The organism is Streptomyces sp. MST-110588, from assembly GCF_022695595.1.
Lineage (GTDB): Bacteria > Actinomycetota > Actinomycetes > Streptomycetales > Streptomycetaceae > Streptomyces.
Window position 1 is genome coordinate 126822 of record NZ_CP074380.1, and the last position, 21320, is coordinate 148141.

A 21320-nucleotide genomic window follows, 5' to 3' on the forward strand; every position below is an offset into this window, starting at 1 on the left:
TAGACGCTCATTCTTAGCGTTAAGCTGGCTGTATGAGTGCGAAACCGGCGGCAACGCGTCCAGGGGGCCGCAGCGCCCGGGTCCAGCAGTCCGTGCACGAGGCCGTTCGCGCACTCGTCGAGGAACGTGGCCGCGAGGGGCTGACGGTCCCCGTGGTCGCCGCACGCGCCGGCGTGACACCGTCCACCATCTACCGCCGCTGGGGCGACCTCCAGGAGCTGCTGGCCGATGTCGCGGTCCAGCGGCTGCGTCCGGACACGGCCCCGGAGGACCGCGGCTCGCTACGGGACGATCTCGACGCCTGGGCCGAGCAGTTCCTGGACGAGATGTCCTCCCCGCCAGGACGCGCGTACATCCGGGACGCCCTCAGCGGCGACCCCGAAGGACGCAACGCCGGCCGCTGCTCCGCGTACGCCGCCGAGCAGCTCGGCGTGATCCTGGAGCGGGCCACGGAGCGCGGCGAGCAGGCACCCGGTCTGGAGGCCGCGATGGACCAGGTGGTGGCGCCCATGGTGTACCGCATCCTGTTCCGCCCCGGCCCGCTGACGGCCGACTACGCGCGTTCCCTGGTCGACACCCTGCTCGCGCGGTCGGCACCGACGGCCTGAGAGGACGCAGCACCCGAAGGCTGCCCGCAGCGGCGGACACCCGGCCCGGCAGCTCCGGCCACAGAACCGCGACTCCTCTCGACGGGCGCGAGTTCCGCTGTCCGCCGGTGAGCGCTCTCATACGCACCGCCGGTCTGGATGAGCAGTGCCTCGCTGAACGGCGCGCCGATGAGCTGCATGCCGATGGGCAGTCCCGCGCTGTCCCGCCCCACCGGCACCGACAGCGAGGGCAGCCCGGTCAGGTTGGCCGGCGCCGAGAGACGTACGTAGCTGTCGGAGACCTCTTCCCGGCTGCCGTCGGGCCAGCGCAGGGCCGGCAGACCGGCGGGCGCGGCGGTGGAGGTGACGGTGGGGCCGGCGATGACATCGACGTGCTCGAACAGTTCCAGCCAGGACCGGCGCATCAGCGTACGGGTGCGCTGAGCCTTGATGTAGTCGGTCGCGGGGAGGAATTCGCCCGCTTCCAGGAGGAGACGTACGTCGTCGGAGTAGAGGCCGGGAGCGGTGCGGAGGGTGTGCTGGTGGTAAGCGGTGGCCTCCGGCACCATCAGCCCCCACTGCGCGGCGCGCACGTACTGTGTCATGGGGATCTCGACCGGTACGGGGACGGCGCCCAGCGCGACGAGGGCGTCGACGGCGGCACGGACCGCGCTCTCGACCTCGGGCCGTACCCGGTCGAAGTAGTAGTTGACGGGCACCCCGATGCGCAGTCCCCTCAGTTCGCGGCCGAGCCGGCGCCCGTAGTCCTCGCGCGGCCGGTCCAGGCCGGCGTCGTCACGCGGATCGCGTCCGGCGAGGGCGTTGAGGACCAGGGCGGCGTCGGGCACGGTGCGGGTGATCGGACCCACGTGGTCCAGCGACCACGACAGGGAGACGACCCCGTGCCGGGGCACCAGGCCGTACGTCGGCTTGAGGCCGACCACGCCCGTCAGCGCGGCAGGGATCCGTATGGAACCACCGGTGTCGGTCCCCAGGGCGAACGTCGCGGCGCCCGAGGCCACCGCGGCGGCCGATCCGCCGCTGGAGCCGCCGGGGGTCCGGCCGGTGTCCCAGGGGTTGCGGGTCTGCGGAGTAGTGGTGCCGTAGGCGAATTCATGGGTGTGCGTCTTGCCGACGAGTACGGCGCCGGCGGCCCGCAGCCGGGCGGTGACGGCGGCGTCCTGCCGGGCCACGTGATCGGCGCGGAGCAGTGAACTGGCGGTGGTGGGAACGCCGGCCGCGTCGATGAGGTCCTTGAGCGCCATCGGGATGCCGTGCAGGGGGCCGCGATGACGGCCCGCGGCGATCTCCTCCTCGGCCTCGACTGCGTCGGCCGTCGCCTTCTCACCGGTGACCGTCACGTAGGCGGAGACCACCGGATCGACGGTTTCGATCCGCTCCAGGACCGAGGCGGTGAGTTCGACGGGAGAGAGCGTACGGTCGGCGACGGCTTCGGCGGCCTGGCTCAGGGTGAGTTCGTACGGGTGCGTCATGGCGGTCTCCTCGCGGGTTCCTGGTGGGATCTAGCCGGCGACGAACGTCGGGGCAGGGGCCGTTTCGCCGAAGTGGATGTCGTGCAGAGCGCCGATGACGCCGTGGATCGCGTTCACGGTGGCGGCGACCTCCGGAAGGCGCGATGCGCACAGCGGGAGCCCCACACGGTGGGCGAGCTTCGCCATGTCCTCGGGCGTCAGGTCGGTGGTGCTCATGAGAGGTTCTCCCTCACTCCTCGCTAAAGCTCATTCTTATCTTTAGCGACGCTACCACGACTAAACGCAAAGTATTTGCTTTTTCGTTCGGTGTCTGGTGTGGTGGGGAACCTGGCCAGGAGCCGCGTTCCGGGCGCCCGGCCGCTCCCTCACGTGTCCGTCCCGCCGCCCCCCACGCATCCACCCCACCGCTCCCTCCCGCACCCACCCCCGAGGAGTGTTCCCGTGTCGTCCCGTTGGCAGATCGGCCGTATCACCGTCCACCGCATCGACGAGATCGCCCTCCCCCGGCCACCGGCCGCTGGCTGCTGCCGGGAGCGACACCCGAGGTGGTCGCCCGCTCCGGCTGGCTCAAGCCGTCCTTCGCCGACGCCGAGGACGGGCTGCGCCTGGCCGTGCACAGCTTCGCCCTGGAGATCGACGGGCTGCGCGTCCTGGTCGACACCGGCATCGGCAACGGGAAGACCCGGGCCAACCCGGCCTGGAACAACCTCGACACCGACTACCTCAAGCGGCTGACCGCGGCCGGCTTCGCGCCCGGAACCGTCGACCGCGTGATCCTCACCCACCTCCACGCCGACCACGTGGGATGGAACACCCGCCTGGGCCCGGACGGTTGCTGGCGGCCGACCTTCCCCCACGCCCGCTACCTGACGGCCCGCAGGGAAGCCGACTACTGGGCCGGGGCCGACATGGAGGAGAGCCGCCGCCAGATGCTGCGCGACTCGGTCGACCCGGTACGCGACCACGGCCTGCTGGACCTGGTCGACGTGGCCGAAGGCGGTACGGAGATCCTGCCGGGACTCACCCTGCTCCCCGCCCCGGCCACACACCCGGTCAGGTCGCCGTCGCGCTGCACAGCGACGGACAGTCCGCACTGATCACCGGGGACTGCGTCCACCATCCGGTCCAGCTCGCCCGGCCCGGCCTGTGCAGTTGCGCCGACGTCGACCCGGCCGCCGCCGTACGCACCCGCACCCGTCTGCTGAACCGGCTCGCGGACACCGACACCCTGCTGCTCGGCAGCCACTTCCCGGCACCGACGGCGGGACGGGTACGGCGCGACGGTGCCGGTACCGGTGCCGGTACCGGAATCGGCACCAGCACCGGCTTCCGCCTGGAGACGGAAGGTCTTCCGTCAGCCGTGGCAGACCAGTGACGCGGGCATCCGGCCCGTGATCAGGTACCCGGTCTCCCGCTCCCGCGCGCAGCCGGAGTTGTAGTAGGAGACATGGCCGTTGACCTCGGTGACCAGCAGCCGGCTGCCGGCGATCTGCTGGTGGAGACGGCGGGCGCCGGGCAGCGGCGTGGCCGGGTCGTGGGTGTTGGCGGCGATCAGGACGGGCGGCGCACCGCGTACGGTGGTCGGCTGCCAGGGATTGACCGGCTTGACGGGCCAGTTGGCGCAGGAGGCCGACATGACCCAGCCCTCGACGGCCGCACCGGTGCGCGGGGCGACCTTGCGGGCCTGGCGCAGGCGGGCCGCCGCATCCGCATAACCGGTGAACTGCGGCGGAAAGTCCAGGCAGGAGATGACGGCGTACGGGCTGTCCTGGCTGCCGAGGTAACTTCCCCCCTTGACGAGGCCGGAGACGTCAGCACTCCGGTCCGCGGCGGCCAGCCGCTGGGCCAGCTCGACCCAGGCGTTCGCGCCCACGCTCTCCTCCACCAGGCGGACCCTCAGGAGTTGCACCGGCAGCGCCATACGGATCCAGTCGCCGTTGACGGTGACGCCCTGGTGGCCGGGCACCGGGATGGGGGCACGATCGGCACGTGCCACGACCCGGTCGTACACCGCGCCCACGTTCTCCCCGTGCAGGGCGCAGGCGGTGTCCTTCTCGCACCACGCGGCGAAGCGGTTGAACTCGCCCTCCATGGCGGCGGCTTCCTCGCGCATGAAGCGGGCGGGCCCCGAGGCGTGGTCGACCGGGCCGTCCAGCACCATGGCCCGGACCCGGCGCGGGAACAACTGCGCGTACGTGGCCCCCAGGTAGGACCCGTAGGACATGCCGAGGTAGTTCCAGCGCTGCTCACCCAGCGCGGCCCGGAACGCGTCCATGTCGCGGGCGGCCGAGACGGTGTCCACGTGCCGCACCAGGTCCCCGTGCCGGGCCAGGCACCGCTCACCGCGCGCCTTCCCGGACCGCTTCATCTCCTCGTACTCCCGCGGGTTCTTGGGGAAGACCACCTGGCCGGGGTCGAGTACCGCGCCGCAGTCCAGGCCCTGGCTGCCGCCCGTACCGCGCGGGTCGAGGCTGACGATGTCGAAGCGTTCGCGCAGCGGTCCCCGGAACAACTGGTCCGCGTATCCGTACGAGAGCACGGTCGCCCCCTGCCCGCCCGGCCCACCGGGGTTGAACATCAGCGCGCCCACCCGGTGCGCCTGGTCGCGTGCCGGGACCCGGGCGACCTTGATGCCGATCTTCTTCCCCGCGGGCTTCTTCCAGTCCAGCGGTACGCGCATGGTGCCGCACTGCACGGCCGATCCCTGGGCGCACGGCTGCCACGCCACCGAGGGGGTGGGCGACGCCGAAGAGGCGGGAGGGGTCGAAGGCGTCGGGGACGCCGGGGACGTCAGGGGGCCGGTCGCGGAAGGTAAGGGGGCGGCGTGGGCGGCGGCAGGAGTGAGCGTTGCCGTCAGCACTGTCGTCAGGGCACTCAGCGCGGTACGGCGCCGCGCAGTACGACGCCGTGCGGTACGTGCCCCGTACCGGTTGCCGCCCCGGTTCTCAACGTGTCTCATACGCCCATCTCACCCCCACGACGATCATGACGGCAACCCGGCCCCCTCACCACCGTCCGCCTTACCGTCCGCCCGAGAACGCGCCGGCCCGTGTGGCACAGACGTATCCGGGTACGCCTCATTGGGCCCGGCACGCCACTCCCCCACCGTGGCCCAATGACCGCGCAGCATCGGCACGTTGGGCCCGCGACCTGCCCTACGGGGGGCGCTCCCCGGTCCCTGGTGCAGTGCGCTGCACCGTCGATCGGGTGGAGCACCCCATCGTTCCACCACCGCGGCGGATGAGATTGTTGATCTCCGCGGCAACCGCGAATGTACTGCACGATTTCTCGGAAGGACCCCTCATGAAGGCTCTGCTCTGGTTCCTGCTCATCGTGGGCATAGCGGCCAATGTCGCCGCCAGCTTGGCCTTCGACGGCGGGAAACAGGCCGTCGTCAGCGTCGGCACCGGCATCGTCGTCATCGGCGCGGGCGTGGGCCTGTACCTGACCCGGACCAACCGTTCGTAAAGCCCGGTCACCTCTGATCTCGCGGCAGTCACGGACACCTTCGGGCCGCCCGCCGCCACGCCGACCACGCTCACCGGCGGATGCCGCCCTCCAAGGACGCCACAGAACACCAGTCCCCCCTATTGACCATACAGTCAACGACCACTACGTTGACCGTATGGTCAATAGCGTTGAAGCAGGGCAGCCGCAGCCGTCAGCACTACTCGCACCGGCACCGCTCACGAAGGCGAAGCGGCTGGTGGGCGCCTACGTGGCGGTCACCTTCGGTACGCTGGCGGCACTGGCCGTCATGACGGTGGCGGCGCCGTCGCTGGCCACCTCCGAGGCATGGGGCCACTCCGTCATCGTCGCCGTGTTCGCGGTCGTGCTGGTGCTGCGCACGCGCGCGGCACTCAAGGGGAGCCGCACCGGCATCCGCGCGCTCACCGTCATCGGGGGTGTTCTGCTGGTGGTGAATCTCCTTGAGGCCGCCCTGCCGGGCGTCTTCCCTGCGTGGATGCGGGTGGAGATGCTGGTCATCGCCGCGATGATGCTGACCCTCGCGATCCTGTCGGTCCAGGCCCGCCGGAACCCGCCGGCCGGTCGCCGATGAGCCGGCCAACGACGAGCAGTGACGACATGCCCGACTCGCCCGCCCGCCCCACGGCGCCAGGTGCACGTCGGCAGCGGCTCGACGAGGACCAGCGCAGGGCACAGATCATCACCGCGGCCGTGGAGGAACTCGCCGACCGCGGGTACGACCGCCTGTCGTTGACCCGCGTCGCCGATCGGGCCGGCGTTTCCAAGGGCCTGATCTGGCACTATTTCGCCGGCAAGGACGACCTGATGGAATCCACCGCCAAAGCGACCATGACAACCATCAGGAACGGGATCGCGGACTCACTGGACCTGACACAGCCCGTCCCGGACATCCTGCGCGCAGCCCTGCGCCGCGCCGCGGCCTTGAGCGTCACCCACCGGGTGGAACTGACCGCACTCACCCGCATCTTCCACAACCTGCGTGGCCCCGACGGCACACCACGCCTGACCCTCGACGCCTACGAAGAGGCATACCAGGCACAGGAGTCACTCTTCCGACGCGGCCAGGCCGAAGGCTCCCTGCGGGACTTCGACACCCGCGTGATGGCCGTCACCTACCACGGCGCGATCGACATGATGCTCAGCTACCTCGGAAGCAATCCCCACATCGACCCGGAGTACTACGCGGACGAGCTCGCGGACATCTTCCTCGCCGGCATCCAACAGAGCTGACATCAACAGAACACAGGCGCCGGGGCGGCACCACGGGTTCCGCGAGCAGTCGACGCGTACCGCCCCGGCCCGGCCCGGCACCGGGACGATCTCTGCGGCTACGCTTTCACGGAGCGTCCGACAGTGAGCAAGCCCCGGGGGAAATCGTGGACCGACCGCTGCTGTTCCTCGACGTGGACGGGCCGCTCAACCCCTATGCGGCCCAGCCGGAGCGGCGTCCTGACGGCTACACCACGCTCAGGGTGCCCCAGGCCGGCGAAATCCCGGTGGGACACGGGAGCCTCTCGGCCCGGCGGCGGCCCCTGCGGGTCTGGCTCAACCCTGAGCACGGGCGGTCCTTTCTCCGGCTCGGCTACGAGTTGTGCTGGGCCACCACCTGGATGGGCGACGCGAACCGGTGGATCGCCCCGGTGCTCGGCCTGCCCGAACTCCCCTTCGTCGACTTCGGTGACGCCTTGTTCCAAGAACGCCCCGACGGGGTCCACTGGAAGACCGGTCCCCTGGTGGACTACGCGAACGGCCGTCCTTTCGCCTGGGTGGACGACGAGCAGAGCGATCTGGACCAGGCGTACGTGACCACCCACCACCCCGGGGCCGGGCTTCTGCACCACGTCAACCCGCGGGTCGGCCTGCGCGAGACCGACTTCCGCACGCTCGCCGACTTCGCCCGGTCCCTGGACACCCCCCGAGCCATCGGCTAGTGGATGGTGTGCCGGGAACCGAAAGCGGTGACGGTGAAGGGGCCGTCGAGGTCGTAGTTGCCCGTGCGGGCGATACGGCGCAGGGCTGCGACCCCGTCCACGGAATCGCGCCATTCCTTGGCGGTGTCCGGGTTCTCCGGGTGGGTGAGGTCGCTGGTCCGTACGTCGAAGAACGCGTCGAGCCAGTCCTTTTCACCGGCTTCGGACGGAGTGCCTGCCTTGGCGGAGGTGCGCTTGACGAGAGCCGGCAGGGCGTCGTCGTCGCTGCCGGTGCCGTGCTGGATGGCGGCGTCGTACAGTTCGGCGCGGGCCAGTGCGGTCCGCAGGCCGAGCCGGTCGGCCTCGCGCATGGCGGGCTTGTAGTAGCGGTCGTCGACCTGCTCGTCCTGCACATGCCGGAACCGGGGGTCCTTCGCCGCCTGCTTCCAGGCCGCGATGTAGTCGGCCTCGGGCAGGCCGCCGGTGTCCGGGTCGCCGTGCGCCTGCTGTTCCAGCGCGGGGACGAAGCGGGCCAGCGGGTTGCCGGGAGCCTGCCGGGTGTAGGCGCGGATCACCTTGAGCGCATCCCCGTCGCCGGTCGTGAAACCGGCCCGGCCGGCGGTGACCCCGCGCCCGTCGTCCAGGTTCTCGGCGTATCCGTACTGGATCTCCGGGGTGCCGTTCTCGAACACGCTGACCAACTGGTCGGCCCGGCGTCGCTGGTCGGCCGTCAGTGCCGGGGCGCTCACGGAAGCACTGCCGCCGGGCCGCTTCGGGCCATCGTCGGCACCCGGTGCGCCGGACGCACCGGCGCCGCAAGCGGTCGGCCCGGCGGCAATGACCAGGGCCAGCAGAGCCGTTCGGAGCGCGCGTCGGCGGCACGCGTACAAAGTAGCCATATGGGCTGAATCTTATACCGGCACGGGAATGGCAACGGGAACAGGAAGAAGGAAAAAGGAAGAGGGTGTCTGCGCGAGGACCGTCTGTCCGCTCAGCAGCGACAGTGGCAGCGACAGCACCGGCACGAATCCGTACGTCCGCCGAGCGAGCGGGGCGTGCAACGTCTGCCATGTTGACCGGTGGACAGCCTCGGCACAGTCTGGTCTGGCGGTGCTGTGCGGTGCGGTGCGAGGTGTCACGCCGACGGGAACCAGGAGTGACGCGGGCATGCAGGTCATGCAGGTCACGCGGGTAGGGGCCAGGATGTCACGCGCCGGCAAGCTCCCGGCCCCTGCCTGTTGAGCGCGGCCTGGGAAGGGGAGACCGGTATGACGCCGTCGAAGGGTGCGCGAAGCCCGTCCGAAGAGGTCCGCAGGCGCCGTCGGCAGGGGGCGGCGGCCGGGAGCGCGGCGGCTGCGGCGGTTCTGCTGGCGTCGTTGGCCGTACAGGCCGGGGCGAAAGCGGCACCGCCGAGCACGACCGCCGACATCATGTTCTTCGTGGGGCAGTGCGTCATGGTGTGGTCGCTCCACATCGGCCATGTCGTGTACATCAGGCGGGCGAGCGTGCCGGGCCTGGCCATATGGCTGCGCCGTTTCCGTTCCGGCTACGGGAACCGCATCCGGTTCCACCGTGCACTGGGCGAGGCGTGCTTCGGCTTCGCCCGCCCGGTGACCATCCAGGACTCCTCGTTCAGCGCCTCGTTGACATCGGCTCTGCCGCGGCTGTGGTTCATGGTGCCGCTCGCCCTCGCGTTCTGGGTCACCGGCACGCTGGCCGTCGCGTTACTGCTCTTCATCCAAGGAATCACCTCCACCGCTGTCTTCGTCGTCGGGTTGCTGGCCTGGACCGGAGTTTTCTCCCGGGCCCTGCTGGCCCTGGCGCACCGCAGAGGCGTGATCGAACGCAAGTGGACCGATGCGCAGATCACCCGGCATCTCGACCGGGTCAGGCGCGGCAAACGGCTGGTGGGCCGGGGTGTCGAGGTGCTGAAGGTGGCACGGAGCGATGACCGGTGGAGAGAGGTCGTCAAGCAGGCGCTGTCACGCGCCGACCTGGCGGTCATCGACATCTCGGACCTCACCCCGTCGATCGCCTGGGAGACCGGCCAGGCTTTCGACCGGCTTCGCGCGCACCGGATTCTCCTCGTCGCCGAGGAAGGGAGCGTACGGCCGAAGGTGCTGTCCGGCCGGCTGACGGCAGCCGGGATCAGTGCTGCGACCGTGGAACGCGCCCTTGGGTCCGTGGTGTTCTATCCGGCTGACCGGCGGACGACGGTGATGACGAGGAGGCTCCGGTACCCGGAACTCGTCAAGCGCCTGCGGCAGGAAATCACCTGGCGGATCGACACCCCGGGGGGAAGGTGACCGCCGCTACCGGAGGCCGGTGAGAAGCGGGGCGTAGTAGCCACCGTCCTCCTCGGCGAATGCCGTGAGCATCGCGGCGGCGTCGGCGCGGTCGGCTTCGTCGGCTTCGTCGGGGTCGTCCGCGGCCAGTGCGTTCGCCAGCACCCACATCTCCAGCATGATGGAGTAGCCGACGAGTACGTCCGGTCCGCCCGCCGCGTCGAGCGTGGATGCCACGATGCGGCCGACCACCTCCCGCAACGGCGCGCGTTCCTCGGGGCGGCCCGGACCGTAAGCGATTTTGGCGAGTTCGTTGAGATCGACCGCGACGGGTGCGACGACGGCGAACTCGAAGTCGAGGAGCGCCACGACGTCACCGTCGTGCCACAGCGTGTTCGGGGCGCAGAAGTCACCGTGGTTCAACGCCTTGCGCGCCTCGGGCAGGGCGGTCCAGAAGCGGTCGAGTGACCGGCTGAGCCCTTTGACCTGGGCAGCGGTGAGTTCTTTGACCGTCAGGAGCAGGTCGAGCGCGGCGGTTGCCGCTTCCGCGCTCGGGGGGAAGAACGGTGAGCGGGAGCGGGCGAACGGTGTGGCCGCGGCCACGTCGACCCGGTGGACGTGACGCACGCGTTCCCACATCTGCTCGATGGCGCGCGTACGGGCGGCGTGGTCCAGCGACGGCCAGATCTCCTCCAGGTTCTCCCCGGCGATCCGCCGGGTCAGCATCCACTCGCGGCCCCGGCAGACGCCCGAGCCGACGATCGCGGGGTAGCCGACCTCTGCGGGGAGCAGCCTGGCCAGCCGCTCCTCGCGGCGCAGGTCGCCGGTACCCGGCCGGGCCGCGACGCGGACGACCAGGTCATCGGTCAGCCATGTGGTGTTGGTCCAGCCCCGGCCGCGCCGGGCGGCGGCGAGGTCCGCTCCGTACCTGCGCAGGACCTCCTCGGCAACTCGCCGGGAATCAGTGGCGTCGATGCTGTCGTGGGTCACGTCGCGGACGCTAATGGATCGTGTGATGGCATACCAGTCGATATCGATTGCTGCGGTGTCAGGCGCTCAGGCGATCAGCATCGTCGACGGGCGGGGCCGCGGCCGATGTGCCCCCGGCCGGCGTGGCCGCGGCTGACATGGCCGCGGCGATGCGGTTGTTGCTGAGCGGGCGCAGGAGCGCGGGGCCCAGGAGGACCAGGACCGCGCCCCCGACGTAGAAGGGCCAGGAGAGGCCCACCACACGGGCCGACAGGCCGCCGACGAACGCGCCCAGGGCCGAGGCGCCGGTCGACAGCGTACGGAAGACAGCGGTGACACGTCCCAGCATGTGAGGGGGATGAGCCGGGCCCTGGTACTGACGGAGACGACGGACTGGGTGATGACGACGAAGCCGTCGAGGGCCATCAGGGCGCTGAGGACCACCGGATGGCCGGCCCGGCCGAGCGAGGCGGTGGCCAGGCCCGACACCACCGTCGTCCACAGCAGGGTCGTACCGGGGCGGGTGAGCGCGCCGACCCGGTCGCCGTACACGCCTGCGAGGAAGGCTCCCACGGCCCCGCCGGCGAGCACGAAACCGTACGTCGCCGCGGTCGCGCCGAGCCGCTCGACGACCGTGAGGGACAGCAGGCTGTACGTGGCGGCGCTGACCAGGTTGCCGACGCCGAGCAGCACGCACAGGGCGACGAGCATCGGCGACCCGGTGAATCCCCGGACGCCTTCGCGCAGGTCCGTCGCGAAGGAGGAAGCCGCCCGGGCCGGGCCGCCGGGCACGTCCCGTACGCCTTGTTCCACCGTCTCCCCGCGCCTCCGGGCCCGTATCCGCTGGCGCTTCCGTCGCGCGGTGGGAAGCAACAGCATCAGTGCGAAGGCCACGGCGTAGCCCATCGCCCCCAGAGCGAATGGAGCGGCGAGGGCCAGGCCGAACACCGCTCCTCCCAGTGGCGGACCGACGAAGCTGTTCGCGACGGTGTAGGTGGCCTGCAGCCGGCCGTTGGCCCGTTCGAGCTGGTGGTCGGCGACGGTGCTGGGGACCAGTGCCGAAGAGGTGTTGTCGTACAGGGTCTCGGCCAGTCCGAAGAGGAAGGACAGACCGTAGAGCATGACGATGTGGACATGGCCGGTGGCCAGGCCCACCGCCAGCAGACCGACCCCGACGGCACGGGCCGCGCCCGCCACGCGCAGCAGCAGGACGCGGTCGGCGCGGTCGGCGAGCGTGCCCATCGGGATCGACAGCAACAGCCAGGGCAGGTACTGGATGGCGGTGACGGCCGTGATGGCGACCGGGTCGCGTGTCAGGGTCAGGGCGACCAGTGGCGTGGCGGCCTGCAACACGCCATCGGCGAGGTTCGATGTCGCTGTCGCCGCCCATAACTTCCGGAACCGCCGCCAGGCTACGCGGTCGTGCGGTGGGTCCGTCATTGACCCGTCTCCTCAAGTCGGCGCGGCTGTCGTGATATCGCCGCCACGGCAAAGGCCGCCATGGTAAAAGCCGCCGCGCTCACGGAGAAGTGATTAGTTCCGAGAGGTGAATGGTTCCGGCTGTTCCGAGGCACGCGCGCTCGCCCCGGACGCGCGAGCCCCGCTTCGAAAGCTCTCAACGAGGCAGCGCGGCGAGCCAGTCGGTGAGGAGCCGGTTGACCTCGGCCGGGCACTCCTGCTGGATCCAGTGGCCGGCGCCATCGAGGACGCGGGAGGTGACGAGCCCGGGCAGCGTGGTGGGGTACGCCTTGATCGCATCGGCCATCCAGGTGGTGGAGGCGTCCAGGGCTCCGCCGATGAACAGGGACGGCTGGGTGACGGGGGCGCCGTCGAAGTCCGCGAGGTCCTCCCAGTCCCGGTCCATGTTCCGGTAGCGGTTGAGCGCGCCGCTCATACCGGTACGTTCGAACTCGCCGGCGTAGACGTCCAGATCGTCCTCGGAGAGCCAGGCGGGCCGCCGCCCGGCGGGAAAGCGCTCGCGGAGGGTCCCGCCCCGGCTGAGGAAGTGCGGGTCCGGTGCGCCGGCTGACGGCATGGTGTCGGCGGACATGGCGGCGTAGAACCCCGCGAGCCAGCCGCGTACATCGGGCTCGATCTCGGCCTCGGCCCGCCCCGGGCTCTGGAAGTAGGAGACGTAGAACTCCTCGTCCCCGCCGCCCAGCCGGGTGAAGATCTCGCTCGGCCTGGGCCCGCCGCGCGGCGCGTAGGGAACACTGAGCAGCCCGACCGCGCGGAAGACCTCCGGTCTGATCAACGCGGAGGTGGCGGCGATGTTCGCCCCCCAGTCGTGGCCGACGATGATCGCGGACTCCTCCCCCAGGGCGTTCACGACCGCCACGTTGTCCTCCACGAGCTCGGACATCCGGTAGGCGTCCATGTCGCCGGGCCTGGAGGAACGGCCGTAGCCGCGTACGTCGACGGCGACCGCGCGGTATCCGGCCGCCGCCACCGCCGGTAGCTGATGGCGCCACGAATGCCAGGACTCCGGGAAGCCGTGAACGAACAGCACCAGCGGCCCGGCGCCCTGCTCGACCAGGTGGGTCCGGCCCGCGGGTGAGGAGACCAGCCGGTGCGTGACATCCATGGCCTGTCGTGTCATGAGTCCTCCAAGGTTCTCGCTCCACCGGTCGCCGAGGCCGACGGTCAGGGCCGGGGGCCGGCGGTCCGGGTCTGGTCGTCAGGGACCGACGGTCAACGGTCAACGGTCAACGGTCAACGGTCAACGGATTGATCATGCAGGGAACGCGGTGCCCCGGCCAGCCTTGTTGCCACTTCGGCAACACCACTCGGCCTCGAACGCAGCCCCCGCCCTGCCGAGTACGCCGCGTACACCCCGTACGCCGCTCGTTGCCCGTACGCGAATCGCTCGTTGGTCCCCTCGACGCGCTCGACCGGCCGCGACGACCCGACAAGCGGGGGGCAGAACGGTGTTCAAGCTCAGGACAGCCAGAGTGGCGGGTGCGCTCGCGCTGTCGGTGGTGCTGTCCATGACGGGAACGGTGGCCGCCGATGCCTCCCAGATGTCAGTGGCACGCCACGGCGATCTCGTCTGTCAGGGGCCGGTCCTCGGCTGCGTACGCGACGCGAGGCGCACCCTGACCCGTCTCCGCGACGGCCTCGGCTGCGACCACAAAGCCCCCTTCCCCTCCATCTACGTACATCTGGAGCAGTCGTTGGAAAGGGCCGCCGCACGGCCGGGCGCGTTCGACGAACCCGCATGGCTGGCCGGCAGCCTCAACACCGGATTCGTGAACCTGTACCTGTCCGCCTACGACGCGGACCAGGCCGGCAGACCCGTGCCGCGCGCCTGGCGGACCGCCTTCCGCGCCGCCCGCAGCGCCGACGTCAACGCCGGCCAGGACGTGCTGCTCGGCGCCAACGCGCACATCCAGCGCGACATGCCGTACGTCCTGGCCCGGCTCGGCCTGCGCCGCCCCGACGGCTCCTCACGCAAGCCGGACTACGACCGCTTCCAAGCCGTCCTCGACCGCGCCTACGGACCTGCCGTACGAGAGATCGCCCGCCACTACGACCCGGTGGTGGCGCTGGCCGACGAGCGCTGGAACCCGATCGCCGGCTACACCGCCCACGAACTCTTCCATCTGTGGCGCGAGCAAGCCTGGGTCCACGCCCGCCGGCTCATCGACGCCGACGGCGCCGCGGCGCGCGCCCGTGTCGTCCACGCGATCGAGACGAACGCGGCCCACTGGGCCGGTCTCCTGGCCGTCGTCCAAGTCCCCGGCTACCGCTCGATCCGCGACACGTACTGCCGGGCCCGTCCGCCGGCCTCGACGCCGGTCCCGGCGCGGTCGGGTGGGCCGGGCTCATTCTCCTCCGTCGCACCGGGCGAGGCGGCCCCGCGGCCCAGGAGGCACCTGACGACGCGCCCGTTCCCCGTATCCGTATCCGTATGTCACCCGAGCCCTGCACTCGCGCGATGGAGGAGTTGCACCTCCTCTTCAGCCGACCGGGCTCCAAGGCGAGCTGCCCTTCCAAGGGTCCTAGTTCGGCAGCGTGCCGTCCAGTTCCTTGACCTCCGTCCCGCTCAGTACGAGTTCGGCGGCCTGGGCCGAGTTCTGGACGGATGCCGGGCGGCTGGCACCCGGCACCGGGATCATCACCGGTGAACGGGCCAGCAGCCAGGCCAGGGCGATCTGCTGCGGGCTGACCCCGCGTCCGGCCGCGATCCGGTGGAAGGCCGTGCCCGCGGAGGCCGGGCCCGACGGGCCGTCGAGAGAGCTGCGGGTGATGCCGCCGAGCGGGCTCCAGGGCAGGAAGGCCAGGCCCAGCTCCGTGCACAGCCGCAGTTCGGCCTCGCTGTCACGGACGGCCGGCGAGTACTGGTTCTGTACGGAGACCAGCCCGTCACCGAGGATCGTCCGCGCCTCGTGGATCTGGCCGGTGTTCACGTTGGAGATCCCCGCGGCGCGGATCGTGCCCGCGTCGAGCAGTTCGCGCAGCGCGCCGACGGAGTCGGCCCAGGGGACGTTTGGGTCCGGCTTGTGCAGTTGGTAGAGGCCGATCGCCTCCACGCCGAGCCGCTTGAGCGAGGACTCGGCGGCGCGCTTGAGGTGTTCGGGGCTGCCGGTGACCGTCCAGCTCCCGTCGCCGGGCCGGCCCCGGCCGCCCTTGGTGGCGACGAGTACGTCCGAGGTGTCACCGCTGTAGCAGGCGAGGGCACGGGCGATGAGAAGTTCGTTGTGGCCGCTCTCGCCCGCGTGCCAGTGGTAGCTGTCGGCGGTGTCGATGAGCGTGACGCCCGCGTCGAGGGCCGCGTGGAGGGTGGCGACGGCCCGCTCTTCGTCCGGGCGGTCCTCGATGGACAGCGGCATGGCGCCCAGGCCGATGGCGCTGACGGTGGTGTCTCCGATGGTGCGGTACTGCATGGGTGGTGTTCTCCAGCTCGGGCGACGGGCAGGGCAGGTGTGGCGGGGGTAGTGGGTGGGTGCAGCAGGTGTGGTGGGGGCCGGGTGCGGCCCCGGAAGACCCGGGCGGCGACGGCGGCCGGCACCGGGGTGTAGCAGACCTGATCGACGACCACGTCGAAGGTGCGGGCGCCCGGCGCCGCGCCCCGGCTGCCGCCGATGACGCAGATGCTTTGCATGCGCCCACCTTGGCAACCTAGGCTCATCAGCAGAAGTACCGGCTTACTGCACAGGCGTTAAGGAAAACTGTTGATCGACGTCCAGCGGCTGCGGGTTCTGCGAGCGGTGGCCGAGCACGGCAGCTTCAACCAGGCCGCCGCGGCCCTGCTCATCACCCCCTCGGCCGTCTCCCAGCACGTGGCGGCCCTGGAGCGCAGCCTCGGCACCCAGGTCGCGGCGCGCAGCACACGAGGCGTCACCCTCACCCGGGCCGGTCAGATCATGGTCGAGGCGGCGGAGGCGGTCACCGCGGAACTCGCCTACGCCAGGCAGCAGATCGACCGGCTCGGTACGGGCCGGACCAAGCTGACCGTCGCCACGTTCACCAGCGGCGGCAGGATCCTGCTGCCCGGTGCCCTCGCCCGGCTTGCCGCCGCGCACCCGGACACCGAGATCCACGTCATGGAGGGCGAGCCGGAGGTCACCCTGCCCCTGGTCCGGCAGGGCACCGCGGACCTCGCGCTCGCCTACCACTTCGACGGCCCGCTCCCGGTGCGGCCCGGCGACCGTACGGGCATGGAGTGGAGCGAGCTGCTGGACGATCCGCTGTACGTCGTCCTGCCCCGGGGCCACCGGCTGGCCGGCCACGGCTCCCTCGACCTGTCCGAACTCGCGGCCGAGCCCTGGGTACTCGGCTGCCTCAAAACCGAGGCGTACCTGCGGCGTTACGCCGAACTCGCCGGCTTCGCCCCCCTGGTACGGGGCAGCACGACCGACTACTTCTTCGCCTGCTCGCTCGTCGCCGCGGGCGTGGGGATCTCGCTGGTGCCGTCCATCGCGCTCACCCCGGCACCGGCAGATCTCCACATCGTTCCGGTCGGACCGCCGGGCCCGGCCCGCCACATCGGTGTCGCCACCGCCGCCCGCAGCCGCCACCAGCCTCAGGTCGCCACGCTGATCCGGGTTCTCCGGGAGCAGGCGTCGGCCATCGGTGCGAGTCGTCCATCGATGTGAGGTGGCCGGCACTAGGTGACCAGCGCGAGGTGACCGGCAGGCATCAGGAACAAGTCCCGTCACTCGCCGTGACGGTCGCCGAATAGCCCTCATTCCGTACGTGCGCGGATACGCTCTGTCCCAACGGCGCGGCGCGATCGCCCAACGGCGTTCATCGGTCACCGCGCACGGACTCAACGGACTCAGCAGAGAGGGACGCAACGATGCACGCCTCAAAAGGGGACCGTCTGGTGGTGCACGGACGAGTCGTGGGCAAACAGGATCGCGTCGTGGAGATCGTCGAGGTGCTCGGCCCGAACGGCACGCCGCCCTACCGCGTACGGGCCGAGAACGGCCATGAAACCATCATGACTCCCGGACCGGACTCCGTCGTCGACCACCGCAAGGGATCGGGCCCGGCCTGACGGCGGCACCACGCCGCATCACCACCACGCCAAGGGCCCGCCCACGCGGGCCCTTGTGCACCGGCGGACAGAACAGAGGAACGGAGCAGAGGAACGGTGGGAGAGGCCGGTTCAGCCTCTGTCGTGCCGGGAGTGGTGGAGCGTGTCCCACACACGGTCCGCCCGCAGCGGCAGGTCGGTGAACCGGACGCCGGTGGCATCGCGTACGGCGTTGGCCAGCGCCGGAGCGACGGGCAGGTAGCAGCCCTCACTGAGGGACTTGGCGCCCATCGGTCCGACAGGGTCGGACGTCCGCACGAAACGCACCCGGCCGACGGGTACTTCGGCGAAGGCCGCCAGCCGGTAGTGGCGGAGCGAGGTGGTGGTGACCTCGCCGCGTTCGTCGAGGGCGACCTCTTCCCACAGTGCCGCGCCCAGGGCCTGGGCGATGGCCCCCTCGGCCTGTCCCCTGGCCTGCGCGGGGTTGAGCACGTGACCGGCATCGATGGCCTGCACGCTGTCCAGGACGCGGATCTCGCCGGTGGCCGGGTTCACGGCCACCCGCGTCCAGTGGGCCTGGAAGCCGGCCGAGCGTGCGGTGCCCTCGCAGCGTCCGGTGGCTTTCAGGGTCCGTCCGGAGGTACGGGCGGCGGTCCGCGCCAGGTACGCCAGCGACAGCGAAGGCGCCGGTCCGCACACCACCGAGTCCTCCCGCAGGCGGCAGCCGGAGCCTGTGAGTCCGGCCGTAGAGGTGAGTTCGGCGGCGTAATCGCAGATGGCCGCGGCCAGGCATCGGGCTGCCCGGAGGGCGGCACGGGCGGTGACGACCGTACCGGCGGAACCGAACATGCCGGAGTCGTGGCCGAGGCTGCCGGTGTCGGCCTGGTGGACGGTGATGCGGCCGGGTGTGGTGGCGAGGGCGTCGGCGGCGAGCTGCACCAGCGTGGTCGTCGTGCCGCTGCCGATCTCTGGCACGCCGGCCGTCAGACGGTAGGTGCCGTCCGGTTCGAGGGAGATCTCCACCGTACCGACGTGTCCGCCGATCGGACTGGTGATGAGCATGGACACGGCGCAGCCCTCGCCGGTGAGCCAGCCCGGCGGCGCCGGAACTGACGGCGGGTCCGGCCCGCCGGGTTCCGCAGCCACGCCGCCTGATGCGGGATCGACCCGGCCGTGCACCGAATCCTCTTCGCCGGGAGCCGAGCCCTTCTCGCCGGAGGCCGAGCCTGCCTGGCCGGCTGCCTCGCCGGCCGCTGCCGCCGTACGGGTACGGATCGCGGCGAGGCACTCGTCGAGCCCGAAACCGGTGATGTCCACGTCGTCCCCCGGCGCCGCCCCGCCCGTGACCAGCGGGTCACCGGCGCGGATGACATTGCGCCGGCGGAAGGCGACCGGGTCGACCGCCAGGCGGCGGGCCAGCTCGTCGACGGCGCACTCCACGGCGAAGCCGACCTGGCCGCGGCCGTAACCGCGAAAGGCACCGGCCGGGACGGTATGGGTGTAGACGGCATAACCGTCGACCTTCTTGTTGGCGCACCGGTACAGCGCGAGCGGTTCGGTGCAGCCGCAGGCGAGCACGGCCGCGCCGTGGTTTCCGTAGGCCCCGGTGTCGTACACGGCCCGTACGCGCAGCGCGGTGAGGGTGCCGTCGCGACGGGCGCCCGCCCGGACGGTGACGGTGCAGGAGTGACGGGTGGTGGCACCGGTGAACTGTTCGGCGCGGGTGTACTCCAGTTTCACCGGGCGGCCGGTGCGCAGTACGGCCAGCGCCACGACGTCCTCCACCAGCATCTCCTGCTTGCCGCCGAAACCGCCGCCGACCCGGCCGGCCACCACCCGTACCCGGTCCTCCGGCAGGCCGAAGAGAGCGCACAGGATGCGCCGGACGAGGAAAGGGGCCTGGGTGCTGGTCCGGACGACGAGCCGGCCGGCGTCGTCGAGCCGGCCGAGCGCCGCGTGTGTCTCCAGATGGGCGTGCTGGGCGGGGGATACGGAAGGTCTGCTCGTACTGGACGTCGGCCTCCGCGAAACCTTTCTCCACGTCACCCGCCTCCCCGTGGATCTCGGCGGCGATGTTGCGCGAGGGGCGGGCGATGCCGGACCCGGGGCCCTTGTCGTGGACGACGGGCGCACCTGGTTCCATGGCGCGTTCGGGGTCGTGGACGGCCGGCAGCACTTGGTAGGTGACGCGCAGACGGCGACAGCCTTCCTCGGCCGCGGCCTCGGTGTCCGCCACGACCGCCGCCACCCGCTGTCCTATGTGGCGCACGATGTCGTCCAGGATCCGGGTGTCGGCCGGGTCGTCCTCGGGGTGTTCGTGCTGTGCGGTGGAGAAGTGCCGCCCGGGGTCGTCGTGGTGCGTCAGTACGGCGCGTACGCCTGGCACCCGCAGCGCGTCGGAGAGGTCGATGTCCGTGATGCGGGCGTGGGCGTGCGGCGATCGTGCCAGCTTCAGGTGCAGCATCCCCGGTGGCGGATCGACGTCCAGGGTGTAGCGGGCCGCTCCGGTGACGATGTCGCGGCCCGCCGGGTCGGCTGCTGCCGTCGAAGCGGCGGGCCGCACGCCGCAGGCGGCGTCCTCGACGGCCCGGTAGCCGGTACAGCGGCACAGGTGCCCCTTCAGGGCCTGCGGGAGGTCGGCGAGCGCCTCGTCCCCGAGGGCCTGGGTGGTCATGATCAGGCCGGGCGTGCAGAATCCGCACTGGAAGCCCCGGACGTCGAGGAACCGTCGCTGCACGGGGTGGAGGGCACCGGATGCGCTGCCCAGCCCCTCGACCGTGGTCACGGTCCGCCCGTGCGCCCGGAAGGCGGGGTACAGACAACTGGGTAGGACCATGGAACCCACCTGTACGGCGCAGGCACCGCAGTCACCGGTGTCGCACCCCTTCTTCACCCCGTACCAGCCCTGCTCGCGCAGATAGGTCCGCAGGCACTGACCGGCGCGCGGCGGCTTCACATACCGCCGCCCGTTGACCCGTACCCAAAACCTCACCCCTCCCTCACCCCTTTCCCGCCCCTTCCGCCTCATCCTCCCCTGCCGCCCCTGCCTCTGTGGCCAGCTCACACCGGATCTCCTCGGCGAAACGGAACGTCAAGTGCCGCCGCCACGCCGCTTCCCCGTACACGTCATGGCACCACTCCCCCGGCGCCACCGCCCGTTCGAGCGCCGCCCGTACCTCGATGCCGTCAGGCCGCGGACCGAAACACAGGCGTACGGGGCGCACCGTCGAAGCGGTCACGGTCAGCGACACGGCCCCGTCCCACGCGTCCAGCAGGCCGGTGACCAGCGCGGCCGAGGCGCCCAGCCGGTACAGCGAAGCCCGCCGGAAAGCCGTGCGCCCGGCCAGCGAGCGGCCGGGCAGGGTGACCGAGCGCAGGAGTTCCCCTTCCCGCAGAGCCGTGCGCCGCGCGCCGGTCACCAGACGGGTCACCGGCATGGTGCGCTCGGTACCGTCCTGGGGGACGTACAGCAGGCATACGGCGTCCAAGGTGGCGGTGAGCGAGATCATGGGGGCGATCGGCAGCGCGGCGCACAGGTTGCCGCCGACGGTGGCCGTCCGCCACACCGCCGGCGACGAGGAGAAGGCGCGGCAGCACTGCGCCACCAGCGGCGTGTCGGTGATCTCCCGTACGAGTTCGGCCACCGTGCAGGTCGCGGCGATCTCCAGCCCCGCCGGGGTCCGCCGCAGCGGCTGCCACCCGGTGTGGCCGAGGTCCACCAGCCGGCGCAGTCGGGGGCGTGGCTCGGCGAAGAGGTACGTACCACCCGCCAGGTACGCGTCACCGGCCCGCCACCGGCCCTGCTGCCCCAGCTGGCTCACCTCTTCCACGGTGTGCAGATCCACGCCTCACCCCGCCAGGTCCCCCGAGCGCAACTCGCAACTCCACCGAAACAGTCCACCAGTCACCCAGCCCCCTCCCCACGCACCTTCCTCACCCCTCATCCACGCCCCTGCTTCCACCCATTCGCTCCACCACCTCACCCATACGCCGAGCACCGACGTCAGGGCCCTTGCCCGGCCGGAGTGCGAGGGCAGGCGCGTGCGCTCGGCGACGGAGGAGGCGGTTGTGCGCCGAGTCAAAACCCGGTTCGATCAGGGCGCGGC

Annotated in this window: 18 protein-coding genes and 3 pseudogenes; 10 read left to right on the plus strand and 11 right to left on the minus strand. The window is 71.2% G+C overall.

What is annotated here, in order from left to right; all coding sequences use genetic code 11:
• The first annotated feature begins 32 nt into the window (after positions 1 to 32).
• Entirely contained in the window at positions 33 to 608 is a 576-nt protein-coding gene (locus KGS77_RS00645; RefSeq protein WP_242577994.1) for a TetR/AcrR family transcriptional regulator, read from the plus strand.
• Here KGS77_RS00645 and KGS77_RS00650 read toward each other — a convergent pair.
• Together KGS77_RS00650 and KGS77_RS00655 are read right to left on the minus strand one after the other, a co-directional pair.
• Complete coding sequence (locus tag KGS77_RS00650) at positions 554 to 2080, minus strand: amidase (RefSeq protein ID WP_242577996.1); 1527 nt, start codon at positions 2078 to 2080, stop codon at positions 554 to 556. The genes KGS77_RS00645 and KGS77_RS00650 overlap by 55 nt on opposite strands.
• A 30-nt stretch (positions 2081 to 2110) precedes the next feature.
• The gene (locus tag KGS77_RS00655) at positions 2111 to 2296 is read right to left on the minus strand and encodes a hypothetical protein (RefSeq protein WP_242577998.1); all 186 of its coding nucleotides are present in this window, start codon (positions 2294 to 2296) and stop codon (positions 2111 to 2113) included.
• Positions 2297 to 2539: 243 nt separating this feature from the next.
• Here KGS77_RS00655 and KGS77_RS00660 point away from each other — a divergent pair.
• Positions 2540 to 3455, plus strand: a pseudogene (locus tag KGS77_RS00660) (MBL fold metallo-hydrolase).
• Here KGS77_RS00660 and KGS77_RS00665 read toward each other — a convergent pair.
• On the minus strand, positions 3435 to 4775 hold the full coding sequence (locus KGS77_RS00665) for an alpha/beta hydrolase (RefSeq protein WP_242578003.1): 1341 nt from the start codon (positions 4773 to 4775) through the stop codon (positions 3435 to 3437). The pseudogene KGS77_RS00660 and the gene KGS77_RS00665 sit on opposite strands and share 21 nt — an antisense overlap.
• 608 nt (positions 4776 to 5383) lie before the next feature.
• Between KGS77_RS00665 and KGS77_RS00670 the strand changes: the two genes are divergently transcribed.
• The 4 genes from KGS77_RS00670 (at position 5384) to KGS77_RS00685 (ending at position 7500) form a co-directional block, all read left to right on the plus strand.
• Positions 5384 to 5548: a hypothetical protein gene (locus KGS77_RS00670; RefSeq protein ID WP_242578005.1), complete on the plus strand. Its 165-nt coding sequence runs from the start codon at positions 5384 to 5386 to the stop codon at positions 5546 to 5548.
• Between the two features lie 157 nt (positions 5549 to 5705).
• A complete protein-coding gene (locus KGS77_RS00675; protein WP_242578007.1) occupies positions 5706 to 6140 on the plus strand; it encodes a hypothetical protein in 435 nt (144 codons plus the stop codon).
• Between the two features lie 26 nt (positions 6141 to 6166).
• A complete protein-coding gene (locus KGS77_RS00680) occupies positions 6167 to 6799 on the plus strand; it encodes a TetR/AcrR family transcriptional regulator (protein WP_242578008.1) in 633 nt (210 codons plus the stop codon).
• 146 nt (positions 6800 to 6945) lie between these two features.
• Positions 6946 to 7500, plus strand: coding sequence for a hypothetical protein (locus KGS77_RS00685; RefSeq protein WP_242578009.1), 555 nt, complete (start codon positions 6946 to 6948; stop codon positions 7498 to 7500).
• Here the strand turns inward: KGS77_RS00685 and KGS77_RS00690 are convergent.
• Positions 7497 to 8228, minus strand: a complete 732-nt coding sequence (locus KGS77_RS00690; RefSeq protein ID WP_242578013.1) for a chitosanase — start codon at positions 8226 to 8228, stop codon at positions 7497 to 7499. The two genes, KGS77_RS00685 and KGS77_RS00690, sit on opposite strands and share 4 nt — an antisense overlap.
• A gap of 519 nt (positions 8229 to 8747) precedes the next feature.
• Here KGS77_RS00690 and KGS77_RS00695 point away from each other — a divergent pair.
• Positions 8748 to 9785 carry a hypothetical protein gene (locus KGS77_RS00695; RefSeq protein WP_242578014.1) on the plus strand — a complete coding sequence of 346 codons (1038 nt, stop codon included), beginning with the start codon at positions 8748 to 8750 and terminating at the stop codon, positions 9783 to 9785.
• 6 nt (positions 9786 to 9791) lie between these two features.
• On the opposite strand, the gene KGS77_RS00700 is transcribed toward KGS77_RS00695, so the two are convergent.
• The 3 genes from KGS77_RS00700 to KGS77_RS00710 all read right to left on the minus strand — a co-directional run bounded on the left by KGS77_RS00700 (position 9792) and on the right by KGS77_RS00710 (position 13332).
• The gene (locus tag KGS77_RS00700; protein ID WP_242578015.1) at positions 9792 to 10754 is read right to left on the minus strand and encodes an aminoglycoside phosphotransferase family protein; all 963 of its coding nucleotides are present in this window, start codon (positions 10752 to 10754) and stop codon (positions 9792 to 9794) included.
• Positions 10755 to 10820: 66 nt separating this feature from the next.
• Positions 10821 to 12173, minus strand: a complete 1353-nt coding sequence (locus tag KGS77_RS00705) for an MFS transporter (RefSeq protein ID WP_242578016.1) — start codon at positions 12171 to 12173, stop codon at positions 10821 to 10823.
• Positions 12174 to 12348: 175 nt separating this feature from the next.
• Positions 12349 to 13332 (minus strand): alpha/beta hydrolase, encoded by a 984-nt coding sequence (locus KGS77_RS00710; protein WP_242578017.1) that lies wholly within the window; start codon positions 13330 to 13332, stop codon positions 12349 to 12351.
• Positions 13333 to 13753: 421 nt separating this feature from the next.
• Here KGS77_RS00710 and KGS77_RS00715 point away from each other — a divergent pair.
• Positions 13754 to 14443: pseudogene (locus KGS77_RS00715) on the plus strand (DUF5995 family protein); the annotation flags it as partial.
• A gap of 291 nt (positions 14444 to 14734) precedes the next feature.
• On the opposite strand, the gene KGS77_RS00720 reads toward KGS77_RS00715, so the two are convergent.
• On the minus strand, positions 14735 to 15619 hold the full coding sequence (locus KGS77_RS00720; RefSeq protein WP_242578019.1) for an aldo/keto reductase: 885 nt from the start codon (positions 15617 to 15619) through the stop codon (positions 14735 to 14737).
• 288 nt (positions 15620 to 15907) lie between these two features.
• Here KGS77_RS00720 and KGS77_RS00725 point away from each other — a divergent pair, with 288 nt between their 5' ends.
• Positions 15908 to 16831, plus strand: coding sequence for a LysR family transcriptional regulator (locus tag KGS77_RS00725; RefSeq protein WP_242578021.1), 924 nt, complete (start codon positions 15908 to 15910; stop codon positions 16829 to 16831).
• Between the two features lie 203 nt (positions 16832 to 17034).
• The gene (locus KGS77_RS00730) at positions 17035 to 17235 is read left to right on the plus strand and encodes a DUF1918 domain-containing protein (protein ID WP_242578023.1); all 201 of its coding nucleotides are present in this window, start codon (positions 17035 to 17037) and stop codon (positions 17233 to 17235) included.
• A gap of 111 nt (positions 17236 to 17346) precedes the next feature.
• Here KGS77_RS00730 and KGS77_RS00735 read toward each other — a convergent pair whose 3' ends face one another.
• From KGS77_RS00735 to KGS77_RS00740, 3 genes and pseudogenes are all read right to left on the minus strand, one after another.
• Positions 17347 to 19260, minus strand: coding sequence for a molybdopterin cofactor-binding domain-containing protein (locus tag KGS77_RS00735; RefSeq protein ID WP_347404412.1), 1914 nt, complete (start codon positions 19258 to 19260; stop codon positions 17347 to 17349).
• 181 nt (positions 19261 to 19441) lie between these two features.
• Positions 19442 to 20242, minus strand: a pseudogene (locus KGS77_RS34795) (2Fe-2S iron-sulfur cluster-binding protein); the annotation flags it as partial.
• Positions 20214 to 21059 (minus strand): FAD binding domain-containing protein, encoded by an 846-nt coding sequence (locus KGS77_RS00740; protein ID WP_242578024.1) that lies wholly within the window; start codon positions 21057 to 21059, stop codon positions 20214 to 20216. The gene KGS77_RS00740 and the pseudogene KGS77_RS34795, both read right to left, overlap by 29 nt.
• Positions 21060 to 21320 lie beyond the last annotated feature (261 nt).